This is a genomic window from Planctomicrobium mucosum, from assembly GCF_051466335.1.
GTDB lineage: Bacteria > Planctomycetota > Planctomycetia > Planctomycetales > Planctomycetaceae > Planctomicrobium.
Window position 1 is genome coordinate 3,415,397 of the sequence record NZ_CP195793.1, and the last position, 19,095, is coordinate 3,434,491.

General features: G+C 52.5%; 15 protein-coding genes. 8 read left to right on the forward strand and 7 right to left on the reverse strand.

Features of this window, described 5'->3' with window-relative positions:
• Positions 1-38: 38 nt before the first annotated feature.
• The 3 genes from SH668x_RS13575 (at position 39) to hisH (ending at position 2,401) form a co-directional block, all read left to right on the forward strand.
• Positions 39-533, forward strand: a complete 495-nt coding sequence (locus SH668x_RS13575; protein ID WP_437185604.1) for a hypothetical protein — start codon at positions 39-41, stop codon at positions 531-533.
• A gap of 706 nt (positions 534-1,239) precedes the next feature.
• Positions 1,240-1,554, forward strand: coding sequence for a hypothetical protein (locus tag SH668x_RS13580; RefSeq protein ID WP_437185605.1), 315 nt, complete (start codon positions 1,240-1,242; stop codon positions 1,552-1,554).
• Positions 1,555-1,777: 223 nt separating this feature from the next.
• On the forward strand, positions 1,778-2,401 hold the full coding sequence (hisH, locus tag SH668x_RS13585; RefSeq protein ID WP_437185606.1) for an imidazole glycerol phosphate synthase subunit HisH: 624 nt from the start codon (positions 1,778-1,780) through the stop codon (positions 2,399-2,401).
• 1,366 nt (positions 2,402-3,767) lie between these two features.
• Here hisH and rsmH read toward each other — a convergent pair.
• Positions 3,768-4,829 (reverse strand): 16S rRNA (cytosine(1402)-N(4))-methyltransferase RsmH, encoded by a 1,062-nt coding sequence (gene rsmH / locus SH668x_RS13590; protein WP_437185607.1) that lies wholly within the window; start codon positions 4,827-4,829, stop codon positions 3,768-3,770.
• A gap of 330 nt (positions 4,830-5,159) precedes the next feature.
• Between rsmH and SH668x_RS13595 the strand changes: the two genes are divergently transcribed.
• Positions 5,160-6,986 (forward strand): alpha-amylase family glycosyl hydrolase, encoded by a 1,827-nt coding sequence (locus tag SH668x_RS13595; protein ID WP_437185608.1) that lies wholly within the window; start codon positions 5,160-5,162, stop codon positions 6,984-6,986.
• 311 nt (positions 6,987-7,297) lie between these two features.
• Here the strand turns inward: SH668x_RS13595 and SH668x_RS13600 are convergent, their stop codons facing one another.
• From SH668x_RS13600 to SH668x_RS13620, 5 genes are all read right to left on the reverse strand, one after another.
• Positions 7,298-7,513 carry a carbon storage regulator gene (locus SH668x_RS13600; RefSeq protein ID WP_437185609.1) on the reverse strand — a complete coding sequence of 72 codons (216 nt, stop codon included), beginning with the start codon at positions 7,511-7,513 and terminating at the stop codon, positions 7,298-7,300.
• A 314-nt stretch (positions 7,514-7,827) separates the two neighbouring features.
• Entirely contained in the window at positions 7,828-8,199 is a 372-nt protein-coding gene (gene aroH / locus SH668x_RS13605; RefSeq protein WP_437185610.1) for a chorismate mutase, read from the reverse strand.
• Positions 8,200-8,298: 99 nt separating this feature from the next.
• A complete protein-coding gene (locus SH668x_RS13610; protein WP_437185611.1) occupies positions 8,299-9,006 on the reverse strand; it encodes a lipoate--protein ligase family protein in 708 nt (235 codons plus the stop codon).
• A gap of 101 nt (positions 9,007-9,107) precedes the next feature.
• The gene (gene tmk, locus SH668x_RS13615; RefSeq protein WP_437185612.1) at positions 9,108-9,800 is read right to left on the reverse strand and encodes a dTMP kinase; all 693 of its coding nucleotides are present in this window, start codon (positions 9,798-9,800) and stop codon (positions 9,108-9,110) included.
• 233 nt (positions 9,801-10,033) lie between these two features.
• The gene (locus SH668x_RS13620; protein ID WP_437185613.1) at positions 10,034-11,353 is read right to left on the reverse strand and encodes a hypothetical protein; all 1,320 of its coding nucleotides are present in this window, start codon (positions 11,351-11,353) and stop codon (positions 10,034-10,036) included.
• Between the two features lie 634 nt (positions 11,354-11,987).
• Between SH668x_RS13620 and SH668x_RS13625 the strand changes: the two genes are divergently transcribed.
• Both SH668x_RS13625 and SH668x_RS13630 read left to right on the forward strand, forming a co-directional pair.
• Positions 11,988-13,268, forward strand: a complete 1,281-nt coding sequence (locus SH668x_RS13625) for a BBP7 family outer membrane beta-barrel protein (protein ID WP_437185614.1) — start codon at positions 11,988-11,990, stop codon at positions 13,266-13,268.
• A gap of 86 nt (positions 13,269-13,354) precedes the next feature.
• Entirely contained in the window at positions 13,355-14,245 is an 891-nt protein-coding gene (locus SH668x_RS13630; RefSeq protein WP_437185615.1) for a ferritin-like domain-containing protein, read from the forward strand.
• Positions 14,246-14,372: 127 nt separating this feature from the next.
• On the opposite strand, the gene SH668x_RS13635 is transcribed toward SH668x_RS13630, so the two are convergent.
• Positions 14,373-15,155 carry a gamma-glutamyl-gamma-aminobutyrate hydrolase family protein gene (locus tag SH668x_RS13635; protein ID WP_437185616.1) on the reverse strand — a complete coding sequence of 261 codons (783 nt, stop codon included), beginning with the start codon at positions 15,153-15,155 and terminating at the stop codon, positions 14,373-14,375.
• 643 nt (positions 15,156-15,798) lie between these two features.
• Here SH668x_RS13635 and SH668x_RS13640 point away from each other — a divergent pair.
• Complete coding sequence (locus SH668x_RS13640) at positions 15,799-17,385, forward strand: GTPase (RefSeq protein WP_437185617.1); 1,587 nt, start codon at positions 15,799-15,801, stop codon at positions 17,383-17,385.
• A 295-nt stretch (positions 17,386-17,680) separates the two neighbouring features.
• Positions 17,681-19,021: a DUF1501 domain-containing protein gene (locus SH668x_RS13645; protein ID WP_437185618.1), complete on the forward strand. Its 1,341-nt coding sequence runs from the start codon at positions 17,681-17,683 to the stop codon at positions 19,019-19,021.
• Positions 19,022-19,095: the final 74 nt, after the last annotated feature.

The following is a 19,095-nucleotide window of genomic DNA, read 5'->3' on the forward strand; positions in this document are numbered from 1 at the left end:
ATAGCAGCTACCAATTGGCCATCGATGAGGACAATAAAATGAGCTTATTTTCCGCTCTTTTGAGCGATGAAGCGGGGATGATTCTGTCCGCTGAGGCTGCATTTCTGGGAACTGTTGGTGTTGTAGGCGCTACGGTTGGACTGTCTGCGATCGCTCACTCCATTAACGGTGAGCTTGAGGACGTCGCCTACTCGATCCGATCTCTGGACCAGAGTTTTGCCTTTGAAGGGCAACGCTCCGCGCATGCCTGGACGGCAGGGTCGAACTTCACCCAAGAACCCGTTGAGGTTTCTCGCGAACGCTTGAGGCAACAGATCGAAGAGGCGAAGCAGGCAGAACGAGAACGCCAGTCAGAGGACGGTGACGACGCCGGAGATGACGAGACAGACCGGCATGACGACCGGGACCATGACGATCGCCAACACATTGAGAACGAGAAACAAGAGAGACGGCCTGAACGCCGAAAGAAGAGGGATCGAGACCAGGCTGTTGAAACAAGTTGGACGATCGACCAGACCACAGAGTCAATCTAGCTTCGTCTCAACAAACCAGTCAAAAGACATCCGGCGTCACACCGTCTGACGGTAAGCATTCGAGCCAGTTGATCCTCGAGGACTCGAGGGGCAACTGGCTTTTTATATTTTCGGGGAACCGATCCATCAACTCCGCTCTGAATCGGAATTCAAACCCCAAATCCATCGCAAACGCATTAATTCAAAAACGCTCCGTCAAGCCCATCGTGAAAAATTTCAGTAAAAAGTAGGGCCAGCGCACGTCTCTGCCGGAAGTCCGAGCATCAAAATGAACGCATGTTCGAAGTACTCAAATTTCTGGATTTTGTCATGACTTTTCGTCGTGATGAAGCAAAACAACGTCGAAACACTGTGTGTGGCTCAACCAGTTTCGAACTTGTGAGCAACGTCACCACAAATCAAGAATCCGTTTTGAAAAGCGGCTTTTCTTGTTGACACGACTTGTCGTTCAGTGAACAATCACCCTTGCGTCACTAGTCCAATTTGCAACCAACGTCAACCGTTCCAGGTACGCTCGCATTTACTAACGTACCTGTGAGAATCATCAGCATAAGAGGCGAGGATCTGCCCTTTTGACCGTTTCAAATGGTCACTGATGTAATGATGTTGAGGACATGCTGACGCCCGGGGTTACGCTCATGATGACATCCACGGTTATTGTTCTTTTGCCTGCCAAATACAGAAATCAATGAGGGGAGACTGACGAATGGAGTTTTCCTTCGAGGTAAATCCTGACCTCGATATCGCGATCGGTACTGAACTGTCTTACGAAACAGATCAGGACGAACTTGAATTTGTAGAAGATGATTTTGACTTCACGGACGTCGATCCGTTGAATCCAACAGGCGCAAAGCCTGGTTCTGAAGATAAAGTGAAAATGCTGGCAGCTCGCTATGCCGCTGGAGTTCCATTGTGGCACGATGATGACTGCTACGATCATGGTCCTTCGACTGATCTCCTTCAGGCATTCGGCACTGACAACGGCAGCGGCAGCCACGACGACATCGACGACGATTTCTAGAATCGATTCCGTTGACGTCAGTCACGCTTTGGCAATTTCCCCAGAGTTTAACCTCTGAAAGCTGCATTCGTTTGCCTTTCAAGATGAACACGCTTCACCCGTTCATCGCTGACTTTCGACCGGATTCCTGAACCTATTCTCAGGATCCGGTTTTTTTGTTTGATCCACCTACTCATCATGCAATGGCCGCCGTTTTACACTGGCAGCTGAGGGCGAAACTCTCGTGATCGGAATTATCGACTACGGCATGGGAAACCTGCGCAGCGTTCAAAAAGCACTCGAACGACTCGGCGCCCCTGCGGAAATCATTTCCTCCCCCACACAACTGAAGGACTATGAAGGGGTCATCCTTCCCGGCGTTGGCGCATTCCGCGATGCGATCGCTGAGCTTCGGTCCAAGCAGTTTGACGTCGCTATTCACGACTATCTCAGTGAAGACCGTCCGCTCCTCGGAATTTGCCTCGGGATGCAATTGCTCTTCGATCGCAGCTACGAAGATGGCGACTACGAAGGGCTCGGCGTCATTCCGGGAGAAGTCGTCCGGTTTCAATCGGAGCCAGGTCTCAAAATTCCTCACATGGGTTGGAACTCGCTGACATATAGCACTGCTAACCCATTGATGAATGGGATTGATCAGGGAGACTACGTCTACTTTGTGCACAGCTACTTCGTGAAACCTGTGGATCCAGCAGCGATCGTCACACAAACTCAACACGGCACGCAGACCTTTGTTTCTTCAGTGAACAGCAACAGCGCTTACGCGACTCAGTTCCACCCGGAAAAGAGCCAACAGGTTGGTCTGAAGATCCTGAGCAATTTTGTCGACCTCGTTCCGATTGCCACGTAGAGTTCCTTTCAGCAGAATGGGTGGGACCAAATTCTGATCCCCGCGACCCATTGCCAACATAGATTGCATGGAGGCGTCCGTTGAATATGCCCGTTACATCACTTATCGGAACAATTCTCGCTCACCCTGGGCATGGGTCGATCCCTGCGGAATCTCCGCTGCACAACATCATTGAACCTGTCCATGCGATATCCATCTTGGTACCGGTCATTGCAATCGTCGCTGCGGTGGTCTATTTCCGCTCATGCTCACGGAAACGAGCGGCAGAACGGATTTCCGGGAAGAAATCAGAATTGTCCTGATCGTCGCGAGATGAGAAGTTCTTGACCGCAGTGGCTGTGCCCCCGCCAAAAGCGGCCAATTCCACGGCAAGCGAGCGTCGCCTTCACCGAGTCGTTTTCAGAAACGACTTGAAGGTCAAACTCGTCCCTTCAAGGCCGATGGGCAATTTTTTTCTCTGACCACGATCAACGGCCTTCCTGCTCATGGCCTGAGCTCCGCTAGAGCGGCTCTCACGAGAGTGTGGCGCTCCGGCGGCGACAAACGCAGCGTTTGGACGAGTTTTTGCCGCCATTCGCCGCTACACACCCCTGAAAAAGCGGCTAACGGCATTTGAACCGCTCCAGTGATGATGCCGCGGAGCCTCCGATACCGAATCGTTGGTCCATGCGTAGAAAATCTCAAAATTGTCTTGTGTCGAGATTCGCCATCGCCTAAACTAAATGACACTGAGACTCATTCTCAACAAACAGCTTTCCTTAGCCGAATGGTAACGTGAACCGGTTACGTTCGGTTGAGCGAACCATTTTGACCACGGGCAGATCGCATTCGCGGTCGACTCAAGTCCCCGGCGCATCAGTATCTGAATCCCCCGCGCTGCAATTTCAACTGCAGTAAGGACGTGAATTTTGACATCGATCCTTCAAATCTTTGTGAATCATCTGCAAATTTTTGCTGCCGTCGGTGTCGGCGTTTTCGCCGTTGCCATGGCTCAGCAATTATTCAGCGCTCAGCCTCACCCTAAGAACAGGATGGTCAAGACAACACTCCAACGTGACTGGCCAAGGTTCTAGAGCATTGTTCACGAGAGTGTGGTATCCGGCAGCGAAAACCACAGCGCTCGAACGACCTTTTGCGGGCATGCACTGCCATCCTTCCTTAAGACAGTTGCGATCGCGTAACACAGTCGAGCTTGCGATCCAGCAAAGTACTTCAAGCGGCCTTCGCTTATTCAGACTCCCGAAACCAATCAGTCCGGCACAGCCTGATTGGTTCAATTTGAATGGTGCGGGATGAATCGATATCTGAGAGTTCGATCATCCCGACCATTTCAAAACACCCTGCTCCTGCGAAGAAAATGCTCTGCCTACTGATCTGAGCTTCGTATCGCGAATCGCAACTTCGCGGACGTTGATCTGGGATTGCTTTTCCTCTCCTCAGCGGACGCTCTGATCACCTCGCTGACGTGAGAGTACACTCCTGCTTCCAATCCATTTTTGAAATGCTGCTTCACGCGTCGGTCTTCCCCGGAATGGAACGTCAGGAAACCAACTCGCCCCCCAGCTTTCAGACAATACGGGAGTTGACGTAGCAGTGCGTCCAGCACACCCAACTCGTCGTTAACAGCGATACGGAGCGCCTGAAACAGCCTTCGAACCATCAGTTCAACTGCGTCCGAATGACCCCGGTGGATAATGGCCCCGAGTTCACGCAAGTGACGGCTCAAATCCGTCGTCGTCTTCAACGGCATTCGCCGATGCGCTCGCAAGATTTCCTGCGCAAGATAGTCAGCGTGTGGTTCATCGCCAAAATCTCGAAGCACAGCAGAGAGTTCAGATTCCTCGTATTGATCAAGGAGGTCTTTCGCAGACTTTCCTTTAGCAGGATTCATTCGCATATCGAGTGGGCCATCCACCTTGAACGAGAAGCCCCGTTCTGGATCATCGATCTGCATTGAGGAAATCCCCAGATCCGCAAAAATCAGATCTGCTCCCAACGGAGCATATGCGGGAATCACCCCTGCCAATCCAGCGAAATTGCAGCGAACGCAGACGAGTTGTTCACTCGTAAATCCGTGGGCTCTCAACCGGGATTCCGTCTTGGGCAACTCGAGTTTGTCAGCGTCCAGCCCGATGAGTTTTCCTGTCGGACTGATTTTGTGTAATAGCTCTAAGGCGTGCCCTCCATAACCGAGAGTGCAATCCACAGCGATTGCGCCAGGAAACGGGGCCAGCGATTCCAGCACCTCCGCGACCATAATCGATCGATGTGTTCCAGCTGGCGTCTTACCCGATGCCAAAACTTTATCAGCTTCCTCTGGATAACGCTGCGGATCGAGTTCCTTGTACTTCTGGGAGAAAGAACGAGGGTTCTTGCCAGAGTATCTGACTCGGCGGGGAGGTTTACTCTCTGGAAATTCGTTCGTCATGAAGTCCTGAGTCGCATTCTCGAGAGTCTGGGTGATCAGCTGACTGACGGTCGGTTCAGTTCAATGTCTATTTTGGAATTGGTGGATGCACGACCAAAACGGAGGATATCCGAACAACTCACTCGAATGAAATGCTCAGTTAATGCTCTTTGGACGCTGGTGAAATTGTTGATCCGAATTGGGTGTCCGTGGCAAAAAACGCTGAAATCCCTTCCAGAATTTCTCCAAAATGCTGGTCAGTTACGAACAGATCCCGAGCAGCTCCACAACAAATTCGCACTTGGTCCGAGGATTGCAGTTCTCCAGTTGCGCGCACGCGAACGACAACTAATGAGACAGGTCGAAGATATGACTCTCCGTGTCAGTACCACCGACTTCCCCACGAACTCTGGTGCCTTTCTCTCCGAAAGTGGAGTGGCGTTTCGCGTTTGGGCTCCACACGCTACCGCAGTTTCGGTCATCGGCGATTTCAACAACTGGGACGCGGAGCAGGACGCCATGAATCGGGGGGAAAATGGAGTCTGGACGCTGGAGGTCCCGAAAGCCAAAGCGGGTGAAGGGTATAAGTTCTCCATTCAGAACGGAGAGAAGCGATTCGACCGCATCGACCCTCTTGCCCGTCAGGTGACGAATTCAGTCGGTCACGGCATCATCACCGACTGTACTTTTGATTGGGGCGAAGATGATTTTCAGATCGCCCCACTCAATGAGCTGGTGATCTATGAAATGCACATTGGCACGTTCAATCAGAAACACAAAAGGCGAAAGGATTCCCCTGCCACGTTTGATCAAGCGATTGAACGATTGCTGCATTTGAAAAGAATCGGCATCAATTGTGTCGAGGTCATGCCGGTCTCAGAATTCGCCGGCGACTTTTCGTGGGGCTACAATCCAGCCCATCTCTTTGCCGTTGAATCGTCTTACGGGGGCCCGGATGGATTTCGCCAATTCATCAAGGCAGCCCACGAACACGGGATCGCAGTCATCCTGGACGTTGTTTACAACCACCTTGGCCCGAGCGATTTGAGCGTCTGGCAGTTTGACGGGTGGAGCGAAAATGACATGGGGGGAATCTACTTCTACAACGACTGGAAGTCGGAGACCCCTTGGGGGAACACTCGACCGGATTATGGGCGAGGAGAGGTGCGTCAGTACTTGTACGACAACGCGTTTATGTGGCTGGACGAATACCACGTCGACGGCTTGCGTTATGACATGACGTTATACATTCGGTCGGTCCGAGGAGATGGAGATCCGGGTGGCGAACTCGCTGATGGATGGTCGCTGGCCCAGTGGATCAACCAGGCAATTCACGACAAATATCCCGGTCGAATTACCATCGCAGAAGATCTGCAAAATGATGCCCAGATCACGGCGAGTACCGATCAAGGAGGGGCCGCGTTTCATACGCAATGGGACGCTCAGTTCGTGCATCCCATTCGTGAAGTGCTCACAGCGCTCAATGATGACGAGCGATCGATGGATGCTGTCGTTGCAGCTCTGACGGCGAACTACAACGGCGATCCATTTCAACGCGTCGTTTACACTGAATCGCACGATGAAGTTGCGAATGGCAAATCAAGGATGCCGTCCGAAATCAATCCAGATTCCCCTGATGACTGGTTTGCCATCAAACGCTCTACCTTGGGGCTGGTGCTCATATTCACTGCCCCAGGTGTCCCAATGGTCTTTCAAGGGCAAGAGTTCCTGGAAGATGGCTGGTTCCGGGACACGGTTCCGCTGGACTGGGATAAAAACACAGAGTTCCACGGCATCGTCCGGATGTTCCGCGATCTCGCTCACCTCCGGTTGAATCGCGCCGGGTCCAGTCGCGGATTGGCAGGCCGTCACGTGCAAATTGACTACTGCGACAACAACAAGAAAGTGCTCGCCTTCAGTCGTTGGTACGAGGAAGACGCAAGCGACCGTGTGGCGGTTCTGCTGAACTTCTCACATGAGTCACAGACCGCAATCTTCCAGTTTCCCGATCACGGATTATGGAAGCTCCGATTCAATGGGGACGCATCGATCTACAACGACAACTTTCTGAACACGCCTGCAACGAATGTTAACGTGGCACAAGACAGCGACCGCCTCATCGAGACGACGATCGGCCCGTACTCCGCTCTCATCTACTCACGCGACATCCAGTGTTAAAATGAACTCTTCGCCGACGATGCGAAGCGTTCAAGCAGAAGACCCCTACTCACAATCACTCGGTGAATCGATTTCCCGAAGGAGGCTCGCGTGACAAACGTGAACCTCCTTCGAGTCTTCTGATGCAATTGACGAACAGGCGAGACTCGCATCAAAACAAACCAATGCGAGCATCTTTCATCCCACCCGATCGATTCGCCGTCACCGGTTTCCGTACAGCAGCTGAACAAGATCTGGTCAGCCGGTCGGGCAATCGAGTGAGTGCAGCGACTCGCAACACTCAAAACGCCGCAAAACAACCGATCGGCGGGCTATGAAAGAACGAGTTCGACTTCAAGTTCATCGAGCTTCTCGTCCTGAGCCGAGGATGAAGAGAACTGCGTCTTCAACTCCTGGCGAGTGACAGTGACATGGTTCGGACATCGGAACCCGAGTCGTACTCGATTCTTAGAGATGTCGAGCACAACGACCTCTACATCGTTACCAATGCAGATTGATTCCAGTTTCTTCCTTGAGAGGACCAGCATAATGCACCTGTTTCCCATTCCCTGAGAATTAGTGACTCCTAAACCGGAAGAAACTCAATGCAAATCAAATACCACTTCAACAAGTTTCTTTGATTTCACTCAAGTTTGACGCGATTCCTACCGGTTGAGACTCACCTCGTATGCATGCGAAATTACACTGCATCACCGGAAAAGTGAATAGATGTTCACTAAATTTTCGGCATTTGCCACAGGTGGCTTGTCCGCAACGACTTAACGGAAGAGCGAAGATTTCCGTCGAGAATTGAGAGATCTGGGCCACCAACGCTGCTTGCAGTCAGCCCCGTTCGCGTCCTCTATTGCGCCCCTGAAATATCCTTGCGGAGGGCTTTTGCTCCTCGCAGATAGATGTGCTGAATCTCAGACTGCGGGCGGTCTGTATTCACGTGCAGCAGCACGCGAATCACAAGCGGCAATCCGTGCGGGACAGCAATTTCAGAAGCACACAGAAGCGGAACGTGCTCCATACCGATTTCCCGAGCAGCCTCAGCCGGGAAGGTCGCATTCAAATCTGGTGTCGTGGTGAAAATCGCTGAGACAATCTCAGAGAAATCTGTCAGTTCGTTTCGTTCAATCACTTCGACAAGCAGTTCTCGAGTCGCGGCGAGAATCTCCTTGGGACAGTTTTCAGCGACGGTGATTGCACCACGAATCCCGCGAACCGACATAGTCATTCCGAACAATCAGGATGGAGAGATGAATTTGAATGGGACGGGCGACATTGTAGCCGATCCGCAGTCCCCCTTCACGCCAGATGTCGACCGATTTCACGACGTCAGCGAGAGTCTGGCAGATTGAACCTCGTCATCAGTCAGGTCTGCACGAAGCGGTTGCATTCCCAGTAGCCGCGAAATCTCTGATTCGAGATCGGGAATCAGTAACTCTGGAGTGATTGCAACTCCGGCAAGTTCTTCGATCCCGGGAAATTCCTCGGCAAATGTTGATTGCTTCAACAGCACGCTCCCATGCTGCAAAACAGCCCCCTGCCGACGTCGCTGCGCACTGCCGACAATTTTCTGCCGTCCGATCACGATGTCACGCGCATCTCCGCGTGAAAAGCAGAGAAAAGACTCGTCCGCAAACGCATCGTCGCCACGTTTGCGGGACTCGACACCGAACTTCCGCAGCACAGAAATGATGACGTCATGAATCAAGTCATAGAGATCGCCCGGGTTCTGCAGAATTGTATGAGATTTCGGAAGAACACACGAATACGTGAGCTCGTGATGATGGAGAATCGCCCCACCTCCGGACAATCTTCGAACGACTGGCAAGCCATCGAATCGGTCTGGAATGACCTGCCCCTGAGCAGTCTGAAAATGCCCCAGAGATACTGTGGCGGAATCCCATTGATAGAACCGCAGCGTCGCACTCCCCTCAATCGCACTGTTCAACAGCGTATTGTCGATCGCCATGTTCATCGCCCCAGACGTGGGAGGGTGAACGATCACGCGTAAGACAGGGAGGTCAGACATAGTGATTCAATCTGATATTCAATCCGCTCTCGGACCTTGAAACGTTGACAACATCCATCACCTTCGGAATGATCAACACTCACAGGGTTCAGGAAATGGATTCAGTTCACCTGCAGCGACACTTGAACTTTGCTCCAGATTTCGGCATGAATCTCTTCGATTGGGCGTGGCTGCAATCCATCCGCAATGGAAACGGTCTGCCAGGTGGAATTCTTTGCAGCGAGGTCGAGATAGGCTTCCCGCACACTGGCCATGTACTCGAGATTAGATTCCTGCAAGTCCGTCGTCTGATCGGTATACGACCGGGCCTCTTTTTTCCGAATCAGCATCTGGGAAGTCTCGACCGACAAGTCGAGAAGGAATACCAGATCGGGACGAGGGACTGCGTGAATCCCGTATTCAACCTGCTCGATCCACGCCTGCAACTGAGTTCGCTGCTCTCCAGTCCTTTTCGCTGCCTGATGGGCGATATTCGAAGGGACATAACGATCGAGCACAACAACCTGCGACTCTCTTCGAGCCTCTTCGAACAGACTTCGTGATTCGAGTCGATCTCCCGCATACAGAAGCGAAACCAGAAACGGATCAAGCTCCGAAAGCGATCCAAACTCACCGTTCAGGAACTCGCCAATCCTCTTTCCGAAGAAAGTTTCTTCGTAGCGAGGGAAACTCAACAGACGGGAACGAATCCCTTCGTACTGAAATCGCTGATGCAGCTTTTTTGCCTGCGTCCCCTTCCCTGATCCATCAATTCCTTCAAACACAATGAGTGGAGCGAATGCGGATTCGGACATTTGAGTTTTGCTTAGTCTCTCTTGAATCGAAAAAAAGGCAAATGATGCACTTCACCATGCATCACTCGCCCTTCAGGAGTGTTCACAGCCAGATGGCTTCGGAATGTTCCGCGGAGCATGCCTCTCAATTGCTCTTCGGAAGTTGCGAAGTTTCACTTCAGCAGTTCCAGAATTTTACCAGCTGAACCAATCGTGAGATTCATGCCATCTCAATAGACTGACTACATCGGTCGCTACCGTTGAGTTTTACAGCCGGGATTGAGTTCAACAAACTTTGCCAAGCCTGCTTCTGTAACACCAGTGCGAGCGACGCTGAGCTTCTTCAGGCTGGGGACGCTTCCCAGTTGCTCAAGGCCAGCGTCCGCAAATCCAGACTCGATCAGATTGAGATCTTCCAGCTTGGTAAAGCCTTTCAATACTTCTGCGGACTCCGAGCCCAGGCTGCGGCATCCCTCAATGTTCAAGATCTTCAACTCGGTCAAGCCGCTCAGCAGTTTGAGTCCGTTGATATCAAGACTTCCATTCCACAGATTCAGGTCCTCCAACTTGGTGAACTGAGCGATGTGGGATACGCCATCGTTTCCAATTCGAGTCTCGCTGAGATCAAGAATCTTCAGAGTCTCGAGTGACGATTTGAGGTGATCCAATCCCGGACCAGTGACAGCAGTGTCTCGCAGATTCAGTTCGACCAGTTTCATGTCGGCGAAGTTTTCCAGTCCCTTGTCGCCCGCCATGGTTCGCATCAGATCCAAGGTCTTCAGATCTTTCAAACCGGAGAGTTCCGCCATTCCCTTATTACCTACGACGCAGTCGACCAGCGAGAGAACGCGCAACTTGGTCAATTTTCCGATCGACTTCATTCCTTTGTCAGTCACGGAATAAGAGCGAAGTTTCACGTCGACGAGCTTCGTCAACTCTTCGAGGTGCACGAGTCCAGCGTCACCGACTTGCATGCACCCACGAAGGTCGATGGCTCGCAATTCCTTCAACGGGGTGACGTGCGCCAATCCGGCATTGGTGGTCCGGGTGTACAACAATTGCAACCGCTGGAGCTGTGGCTGGAACTTCAGCGACTCCAGACCGCTGTCGTCAATTTTTGTACTGCGGCGAAGCCCGAGTTCAACCAACGGTGGTAAAAACTCCAATTGCTTGAGACCTTCATTGGTCACCAGCGAGTTTTCGAGGCTCAGATACTTGAGTTCGGGCAGCCCTTTGAAAAGAGCGAACTGCTCATCAGTGATTTCGCCATTCTTGCAGTCTGCGCCAACGACGTTTCCAGCCTCGTTGAGACGGAATTTAACCCCTGCAGCTTCAAGGGCCTTCACTGCTTCTGCGTCATCCGCTTTGACTGGAGGCTTTTCTTCAACTGGTGGGGCTTCGGGTGGTGTCTGAGCAGTAGCAGCCTCGGCGGCAGGCTGAGCCCCTGCATCCTTCGCCGATTCCTGAGCAGGTGATGCTGCGGGTGATTTTGAAGCTTCGTTTGGGCATCCTGTCAGTGAGACCACCAGCGTCGATGCAACCAGGCACCAGCCTACGTTTGGAAGAATGTTCATAGTGTTCTGTCGTCGGTCAAAAATCTGGAGCGAAACTCGGTGAGGTTCAGGTCAACCACCGCCCCTGCCATTCAAACTCATATCCGCCAAGAGGATTTGACGCCGAGTTGGATTGGGAAGAGTCGACCTGCACCCTCATTTTAGGCATTCCCATAATTCAAATGAAAGGACACAACTCCGCGTCCAGTCTCAACATCATGCAATCGAGAAGCTTCCGCCCGTCTCCCTCTATGCACTTATTGACACGCCGAAACTCGGACTCCCGTTCATTCCGCGAAAAATCCCCAGCGATGTCGATCTCGAAAACTTTGCATTTACCCACTTTTTGCTCATACGAAGGGATCGGACAGGGCTCGTACAGGACCTAATACCACCGAAAAAGAGGGAACAATCATTGCTTCCATCAAATTCGACAGATTCAGAAAATTTTCGCCAAGTTACCGCCATCTCACCGCCGATGTTAACGACACAGGCATTCGCGTACCGACGACCTCGCGGGACGTGGACTCCTGTTGTGAGAATCGATCGTTGAAAAGTGGTCTCGCAATGGAGATTACGGCCGTATCCCGAGAATTGAGATTCTCAGGGAAGCCCGCGATGCACCGAGTGGACAGGCTCGACCAGGATCTGCGCTATGAAGTTTTGGAAAACCGGCATTGTCTTGGCGTGGGGAGTTTTGCTTCCTGCGCTCGGCTCCGCGCAGGAACCTTGGGTCACTCCAAGTCCTGGCTACGCCGCGCCTCCCGGGGTTGGTGCGGAATATGGAAACTTTCCACCTCCACCAAATAGCCAACTCTACGAAGAACTCGTTCCACAGAATCGACCGTATTACTACGACGATGAAGAACGTCGTCACCTGACTTGGAAAGAAGCCTTTTCCCAGTCTTATATCCGGCTCGATTATCTGAATTGGAATGTGTCGGGTTCAGATAACGCACTGTTGGGGGCTCCCGTTTCAGGAGGCGCCGACATTTCTGGACGTGATCCAGACAACATGCTGCTCGCTTCGGATGCGAATGGCCCGCGTGCCCCTGCTCCAACGAGCGCCGTTGTTCCAAGGCTGGACAACGACTACGAAAATCTCAGCGGACTGCGCGGCGTATTCGGGGTTCCGACGAATGCTGGAACCTTCGAGTTCGAAGCGTTTTACATGGAACCGTTGCAAAACGGTGTCAAAATCCTCCCTTACACCAGTTCCAACAGATTGGGACTGACAACTCCCGTGATCGCAGCCACAACGTTGTTCAACAACGGGGCACTGTCACCTGACACGATGATCCTCTACAGCGAGAACTTCTTCGCTGAGCAGAAAACCACATTCTTCGGAACCGAAGCGAACTGGGTTTTCAATCCCTTCACACCGGGTGTTCCCGTCACGGTCTCCCCTGTCCTCGGTTTCAAGTACGTGAACCTGTCTGATAAATTCAAAATGGGCGGAACGGACATCGCAGATGCTGATGATCCAACAACGGAACTTGATCACCGAATTTCGTCGATTGCACGAAATAACGTCTTCGGACCGCAGATTGGATTGAGATTCGCAACGAACCACCGCTACGTCAATTTTGCATTCGAACCGAAATTCGTCGCCGGCTTCAACCGGATCAACGAAGGGGTCTACACAAGCCAGATCTATTCCCAGACGGAAGCAGATCGCTCGGTCAAGGATCAGAAAACCCGGTTCTCTCCGATGCTCGACCTTCAGGTCAGCTCGAAAGTGAACTTCACTGATCAATTCGCAGTGTTCATTGCGTACGACCTGATGTTCGCAGGCAACTTCTCACGAGCGACCAGCAACATTTATTATGATGCACCAATCCTGACAACCAATCCTTCACAGATCACTCTGAAGAGCGACTTGAAGAATTTCGTGGCTCAGGGTCTGGCCATCGGTGGTGAATTCACCTTCCGGTAACAGCTGAATTCAATCTGATTTTCGCAGGCCGACGTTTCTTTGAAGCGTCGGCCTGTTGCCATGAATAGGGAGTTCTTCCCCCGAGATTGAATAGGGGGAACCGGAGCAGTATCGTCCAGAACGCTGAACTGACACCGCCATTGCCCCCTGCAATTCGTCTGCTGATTCTCATGGAAATTCGCCAATATGCCGAGCAAATTCTGCTCTCTCCAGATATAGAGCAGAAACTGCGTGTCCCGACGGAGCCACTAACAGACGATGCACCCGGAGAGTCGGTTCGAATTGCAGAACCCGTCCGACCTGCGAATCTCCAGTTTGCCCCCCGTCGCGAAGCTCCCCAAATGCCAGCGCTCGGCGCACTGGAGCGGGAAGACAAACGAGGCCTGGCCCACCACATTATGGCCAATCATGAACTTCAAGCAGTTGAAGTGATGGCATGGGTCATTCTGGCATTCCCAGAAGCTCCCAAGGAGTATCGGGCCGGAATGGCTGCGATTATGCGGGACGAACAGCGACACACTCGCATGCATGCCGAGAGGGCCGCCCGACTGGGATGCCCATTCGGGACGTACAGAGTGAATTGTTACATCTGGAAAAAAGCGATGGCGTTCACCAGCGTGCTGGATTACCTCGCTGGTTTACCACTTGTTCTGGAAGCAGCCAATCTGGATCACTCCATCGAACTCGCCACAACATTCGAACGGTTTGGAGATCCCAAAAGCGCTGCATTGATGCGACAAATCCATAAGGACGAGATTGAACACGTCAGCTTTGGTCTCGAATGGCTCCGAAAGTTGAAACCCAACGAGCTGAGCGATTTTGAGGCGTTTGAAAAGCACCTGCATTGGCCATTGCGAGCCGCCAAGGCGCGAGGGAATGAGTTCCAACGAGAAGCACGCGCTCAGGCGGGGATGGACAATGATTTTCTCGACCGCCTGGAACAGGCTGCAATCGACGATGAAGCGTTAGAGATTTAACGGAGAATGAGCATCAATACTCCTCGAGTTCAACAAATTGCTGACTAACTCCACAAAAAAGCCCCCGCTGGGAACTCCAACGGGGGCTTTTCAATTTCAGAGAATCAGGGCGATCTCTACGTGTGGATTAACCAGCACGGCGACGGCCGGGAGCTTCGAAGCGGAGGTATTCGACCTGTTCTGCCTGCTGTTCGCGAACCCCTTCGATGAAGGCTTCAAATACCTGCATATCGAGAGCAGAAGCAGACTCACTTTCTGGATGGAACTGTGTTCCCAGCACCCACCAGTTTTCCACGACGGATTCATAGGCTTCGATCACACCATCCATCGCAGTCGCACTGACGCGGAAGACTGGAGCAAGCTGATCGATCCCCATATGGTGATCGCTGTTCACGCGAATTTCTCCTGGACCGTAGATGCTGTCCATACGAGTTCCGGGAACAATTTCGATCACATGACGCAGGCAGTTTTCAACTGAATCACGGTGGCAGAGTGATTTCAAAACGTCTTCAGCGACATGCTGGAAGAGAGTTCCACCGCAAATGATATTCAGTTCCTGCATCCCAGCTCCGATCGCGAGCGTCGGGATCTTCATTTCGTAGGCAAGCCTTGCAAGCCGGCGGTCAAAGTCTTCGCGACGAAGAGGCATCGGACGGGTAATCGGATGACGCTCGAAGCCGAGTCGAACTGGATCGAGGTCCAACTTGCAGCCAGTCATCACCAGACCGTCAACTGTTTCCAGAACCCGTCGAAGGTCATCATCTTCTGCCAGTGGAGACAGAACGACAGGAATCCCGCCGCTGGCGGTAACCGAGTCATAATAACCAGCGTGAACCCAGGAAAAGGCGAACTGATCCCCTTTTTCAGGCCGGAAATCTGAGTTGATGGCGATGATTGGCTTGGAGTTCATGCGGTCGTCCTTGTGTGAACATTCCAGTGGACCGGAAAGGTCCGAAATTCAGTTGGCTGAGTCCGATTTGGTAAAACCAGAGACGGCAATGATGGAATGGCAAATTGCAGAGCAGAACAAGGAGGAAGGTTTTGCTTCGGGCAGCGTAAAGACCGCACACTGCTGAATCGAAAGCCGCTGGATAGAAAACTGGCGCGAGATTGCGTGCACACCAGCATCTGAGAGATGCGTCAGCATCGGATTCCATTCCCTGCAACTGGAACTATTCCATCAGTCCCGGCTGGTTGAATTTTCAACGAGAAAACTCTCAGCCATTTTTGCCGCGAGCGAAGCATTCGTGCTGCTCATCGGCAAGGTTTGCTGAAGTTAACCCACGAAAGTGACGCTGTAAAGAAATCTGTTTATTTTGTAGCAAATTTCGCATTGTACTCGATCTACAACACCAGATGTGGTGGTCTAAGTCGATTTTCGAGGCCCAAAAAGAGCCTCTACAACCGAACCCCCGAAAGATTTCCTCAAGTTTCGTCAAGAGGATTTCGACATGCGATCTTCCCCATTCTTCCCGGTATGAACTTGGCTGCTGGAACACAGCCGAAATTCACCTAAGACTTCCAGAACGAGACGATCTCATTACGATGAGTTGATGATGTTCTCCAAACGCACCTTAATCTTTGCAGTTCTTATCACCTTCCCCGTGGTGCTTTATCTGGCACTGGGTGCGTACGCTCTTTGGCTCACCGACCTGTTCAACTACACGTTTTGGATCCTCCCGGGCTTCTGGCTGGCAACGTGGATTCTCTCGCTCCTCTGGAAGCCGCAGAAAGCAACGGAGATCGAGCCAGACGAGGTCCCGGAGCACTTCACTCCAAGAGATGAAGAAGCGCTCGGCGTCGTTCGGCGGTATCAGGATCAGGTGGACAACCTCTCCCCTGCTCAGTTGGTCGATCCGAATTTCTATCTCAAGCAATCACAAAACCTCTCTCGTGATCTGGCTGCTCTCTACCACCCGAAATCAAGCGACCCGATTTCTTCTCTCACGGTGCCTGAGGTACTGGCTGCTGCGCGGTTGGCGCTTGATGACATGGAAAAATGGATGCTGGAATCTGTTCCGGGCAGCCAGCTTGTCACCATTCGGCAATGGCAGTGGCTGCAACATGCGCCGAAATGGGTGAAGCGGGTTCAGAACGCGGGCTGGGCGGTCGGAGTGCTGATTAACCCAGCGACTGTCCTGAAATATCTGACATCGGAACTCACAATGGGCCCCGTTACTCAGGAGCTTCAAACGGAGTTTCTGGCATCGGTGTACTTGCGTTTCATCCGGCAGACTGGGTTCTACCTGATCGAGATGAACAGTGGCCGTCTTCGTGGTGGAGCAGATCACTACCGCGAAACGTTCGGAACATTGAATTCACTGTCGCAGCCGCAAAAGCCGACACTCGAACAGGCTGAAAAACTGAAACCGGAATCATTAACCGTCGCACTCGTGGGACAGGTCAAAGCCGGAAAATCGAGTCTCGTGAACTCGCTGATCGGAAGTGGACAGGCACGATCAGATGTGTTGCCCGCAACAAGCGAAGTCGAGCGATATCAATTCCAGATTCCCGAAAGCGATGTCCGTCTCACGTTGCTCGATACTCCCGGGTATGCGGATGCAGGAGCAACGAAAAAGCAGCTCAAGGAAATTCAGGAGGCCGTCCGCGGAGCGGATGTTGTGCTGCTGGTCATGGCTGCGAATAGTCCAGCCAGAGCCGCTGACCGACAAATGATCGACGAATTGAAGCGATGGTACTCCGGGAACCCGACCCTCAAACCGGCTCCAGTCATCATTTGCCTAACCCACATTGACATGCTGACACCGGTCATGGAATGGAATCCACCTTACAACTGGGAACACCCAACCTCCCGTAAGGAAGAGAGCATCCACGACGCCGTCGAGCACGTGAAGCAGCTATTCAGCGACTCTACGCGAAACGTCGTCCCTGTCTGTTCTGATATCGCCCGGAACAGACAGGCGAGCATCGTCGAAGAATTGTTCCCTGCTCTACTCGCAGTGCTTTCGCAAGGGCAATTAGTTGCTGTACTTCGGGCGTACCATAAACAACTGGGCCAAGATCGACTCAAGCGACTCGCAAAACAGGTCACAAACAGCGGTAAGTACCTGCTGATGATGTGGATCGAAGAACGCCTTTCTGCGGAACTCCAAAAATTCTCCAGCCCTGAGCAAAAGTAGTGAGCTCTACGGGCAAATCGTCGCACGATTCCCCCCTAGAACCCTGAACTTCCCACGAAATCCTGGCTCAATTGGCCGATAAAATATCTCGAAAAATCTTCACGTTACCTCGTGAAATCTTTTCAAAATCGCCTCCTTTCAATTGATTCCATCAAATAAAACCTATATTTTCAAAGATTGCGGGGACAAAGGCAGATCGGCGAACGATCTGATTAATAGACTGTTGTCCCTGCGCCTACCAAGAACTCCCCAGATGCCCCCCCCAGTGAGTCCCTTTTGCACGAAGGAGCCAACCGTGCTTTCAATCCTCGGACAGCCACTGAAGTTTTGCGATTCATTAAGTCGCCGAGCATTTCTCCAGGTCGGCGGACTGGCGATGGGAGGTGCCAGCCTCTCCCAGATTCTGAAAGCGGAAGAGTCTCAGGGAATCAGCGGGAACAAGAAGGGGATCATCATGATCTTCCTTCCCGGTGGACCGCCGCACCAAGACTTGTGGGACCTCAAACCGGCTGCGCCCAGCAATATTCGTGGTGAGTTCAGCCCGATTCAGACTCGCGTCCCCGGGATGGAAATCTGTGAGTTGTTACCACGACTTGCATCCTGTGCGGACAAGTTCTCAATCATTCGATCCATCGTCGGAAATTCAGGTGATCACGCGTCATTCCAATGCATGACAGGTCACCTTCAACAGCAGCAACCTACTGGAGGCTGGCCGGCACTCGGAAGCGTCCTCGCTAAGCAATACGGTCCGCGCGACCCTGCGATTCCCCCGTATATTGGCCTCTCACCCAAAATGGGGCACATGCCCTGGGCGGACAACGGCCAACCTGGATTTCTCGGGCGTGCATACGCACCGTTCACACCTGCTGGCGACGGCAAAGAGAACCTGCAACTCAACGGGGTCACACTCGAACGCCTACAGGATCGCAAACGCGTACTCGCCTCACTCGACCGGTTGCGTTCTTCCTTCGACAGTTCAGGACGGATGCGGGCTCACGATGCGTTTCATGATCAGGCGTTTGGAATTCTGACTTCCAGCAAACTCGCCACCGCCCTCGACAACTCTCTGGAGCCGATTGAAATTCAAGAACGATACGGCTATGGGGAAGACAAGAAACAGGACGACGGCGGCAGCCGACTATTGACTCCATTCCTGACAGCTCGACGATTGATAGAAGCGGGTGTTCGCTGCGTCTCCATGTCGTTCAGCCGCTGGGACTGGCACCACGACAACTTCGGGCAGAGCCGTCGTGATTTTCCAATGCTCGATCAGGCTCTGAGCGCGTTGATCGAAGATCTCGACCAACGGGGAATGCTGAATGACGTCAGCGTCATCGTCTGGGGAGAATTCGGTCGAACTCCACAGATCAATGCTGATGGCGGACGAGATCACTGGCCACAGGTGAACTCTGCGTTGATCGCTGGTGGTGGGATGCGTCATGGTCAAGTGATCGGAGCGACTGATCGACTGGGAGGCTCCGTCTCAGAACGACCGATCCACATGCAGGAAGTGTTTGCGACGCTCTATAAATCGCTGGGAATCGACGTGAACCAGACCACGTTCCCGGACCTGCAGGGGCGTCCTCAATTCCTCGTCGATCACACGAAGTACCAGCCCATTGCAGAATTGGCATAGAGCGGACTCCCACAAGAGGATGGCCTTCCGGCGGCGGCAAGCGCAGCGTTTGAATGAGCTTTTGCCATCATTTG

Coding starts and splice junctions, on each gene's coding strand:
- SH668x_RS13640 (WP_437185617.1), top strand. CDS start 15,799: ATGATGTTCTCCAAACGCACCTTAATCTTTGCAGTTCTTATCACCTTC.
- SH668x_RS13620 (WP_437185613.1), bottom strand. CDS start 11,353: ATGAACATTCTTCCAAACGTAGGCTGGTGCCTGGTTGCATCGACGCTG.
- SH668x_RS13635 (WP_437185616.1), bottom strand. CDS start 15,155: ATGAACTCCAAGCCAATCATCGCCATCAACTCAGATTTCCGGCCTGAA.
- SH668x_RS13580 (WP_437185605.1), top strand. CDS start 1,240: ATGGAGTTTTCCTTCGAGGTAAATCCTGACCTCGATATCGCGATCGGT.
- SH668x_RS13595 (WP_437185608.1), top strand. CDS start 5,160: ATGAGACAGGTCGAAGATATGACTCTCCGTGTCAGTACCACCGACTTC.
- aroH (WP_437185610.1), bottom strand. CDS start 8,199: ATGTCGGTTCGCGGGATTCGTGGTGCAATCACCGTCGCTGAAAACTGT.
- SH668x_RS13625 (WP_437185614.1), top strand. CDS start 11,988: ATGAAGTTTTGGAAAACCGGCATTGTCTTGGCGTGGGGAGTTTTGCTT.
- SH668x_RS13575 (WP_437185604.1), top strand. CDS start 39: ATGAGCTTATTTTCCGCTCTTTTGAGCGATGAAGCGGGGATGATTCTG.
- SH668x_RS13610 (WP_437185611.1), bottom strand. CDS start 9,006: ATGTCTGACCTCCCTGTCTTACGCGTGATCGTTCACCCTCCCACGTCT.
- rsmH (WP_437185607.1), bottom strand. CDS start 4,829: ATGACGAACGAATTTCCAGAGAGTAAACCTCCCCGCCGAGTCAGATAC.
- SH668x_RS13600 (WP_437185609.1), bottom strand. CDS start 7,513: ATGCTGGTCCTCTCAAGGAAGAAACTGGAATCAATCTGCATTGGTAAC.
- tmk (WP_437185612.1), bottom strand. CDS start 9,800: ATGTCCGAATCCGCATTCGCTCCACTCATTGTGTTTGAAGGAATTGAT.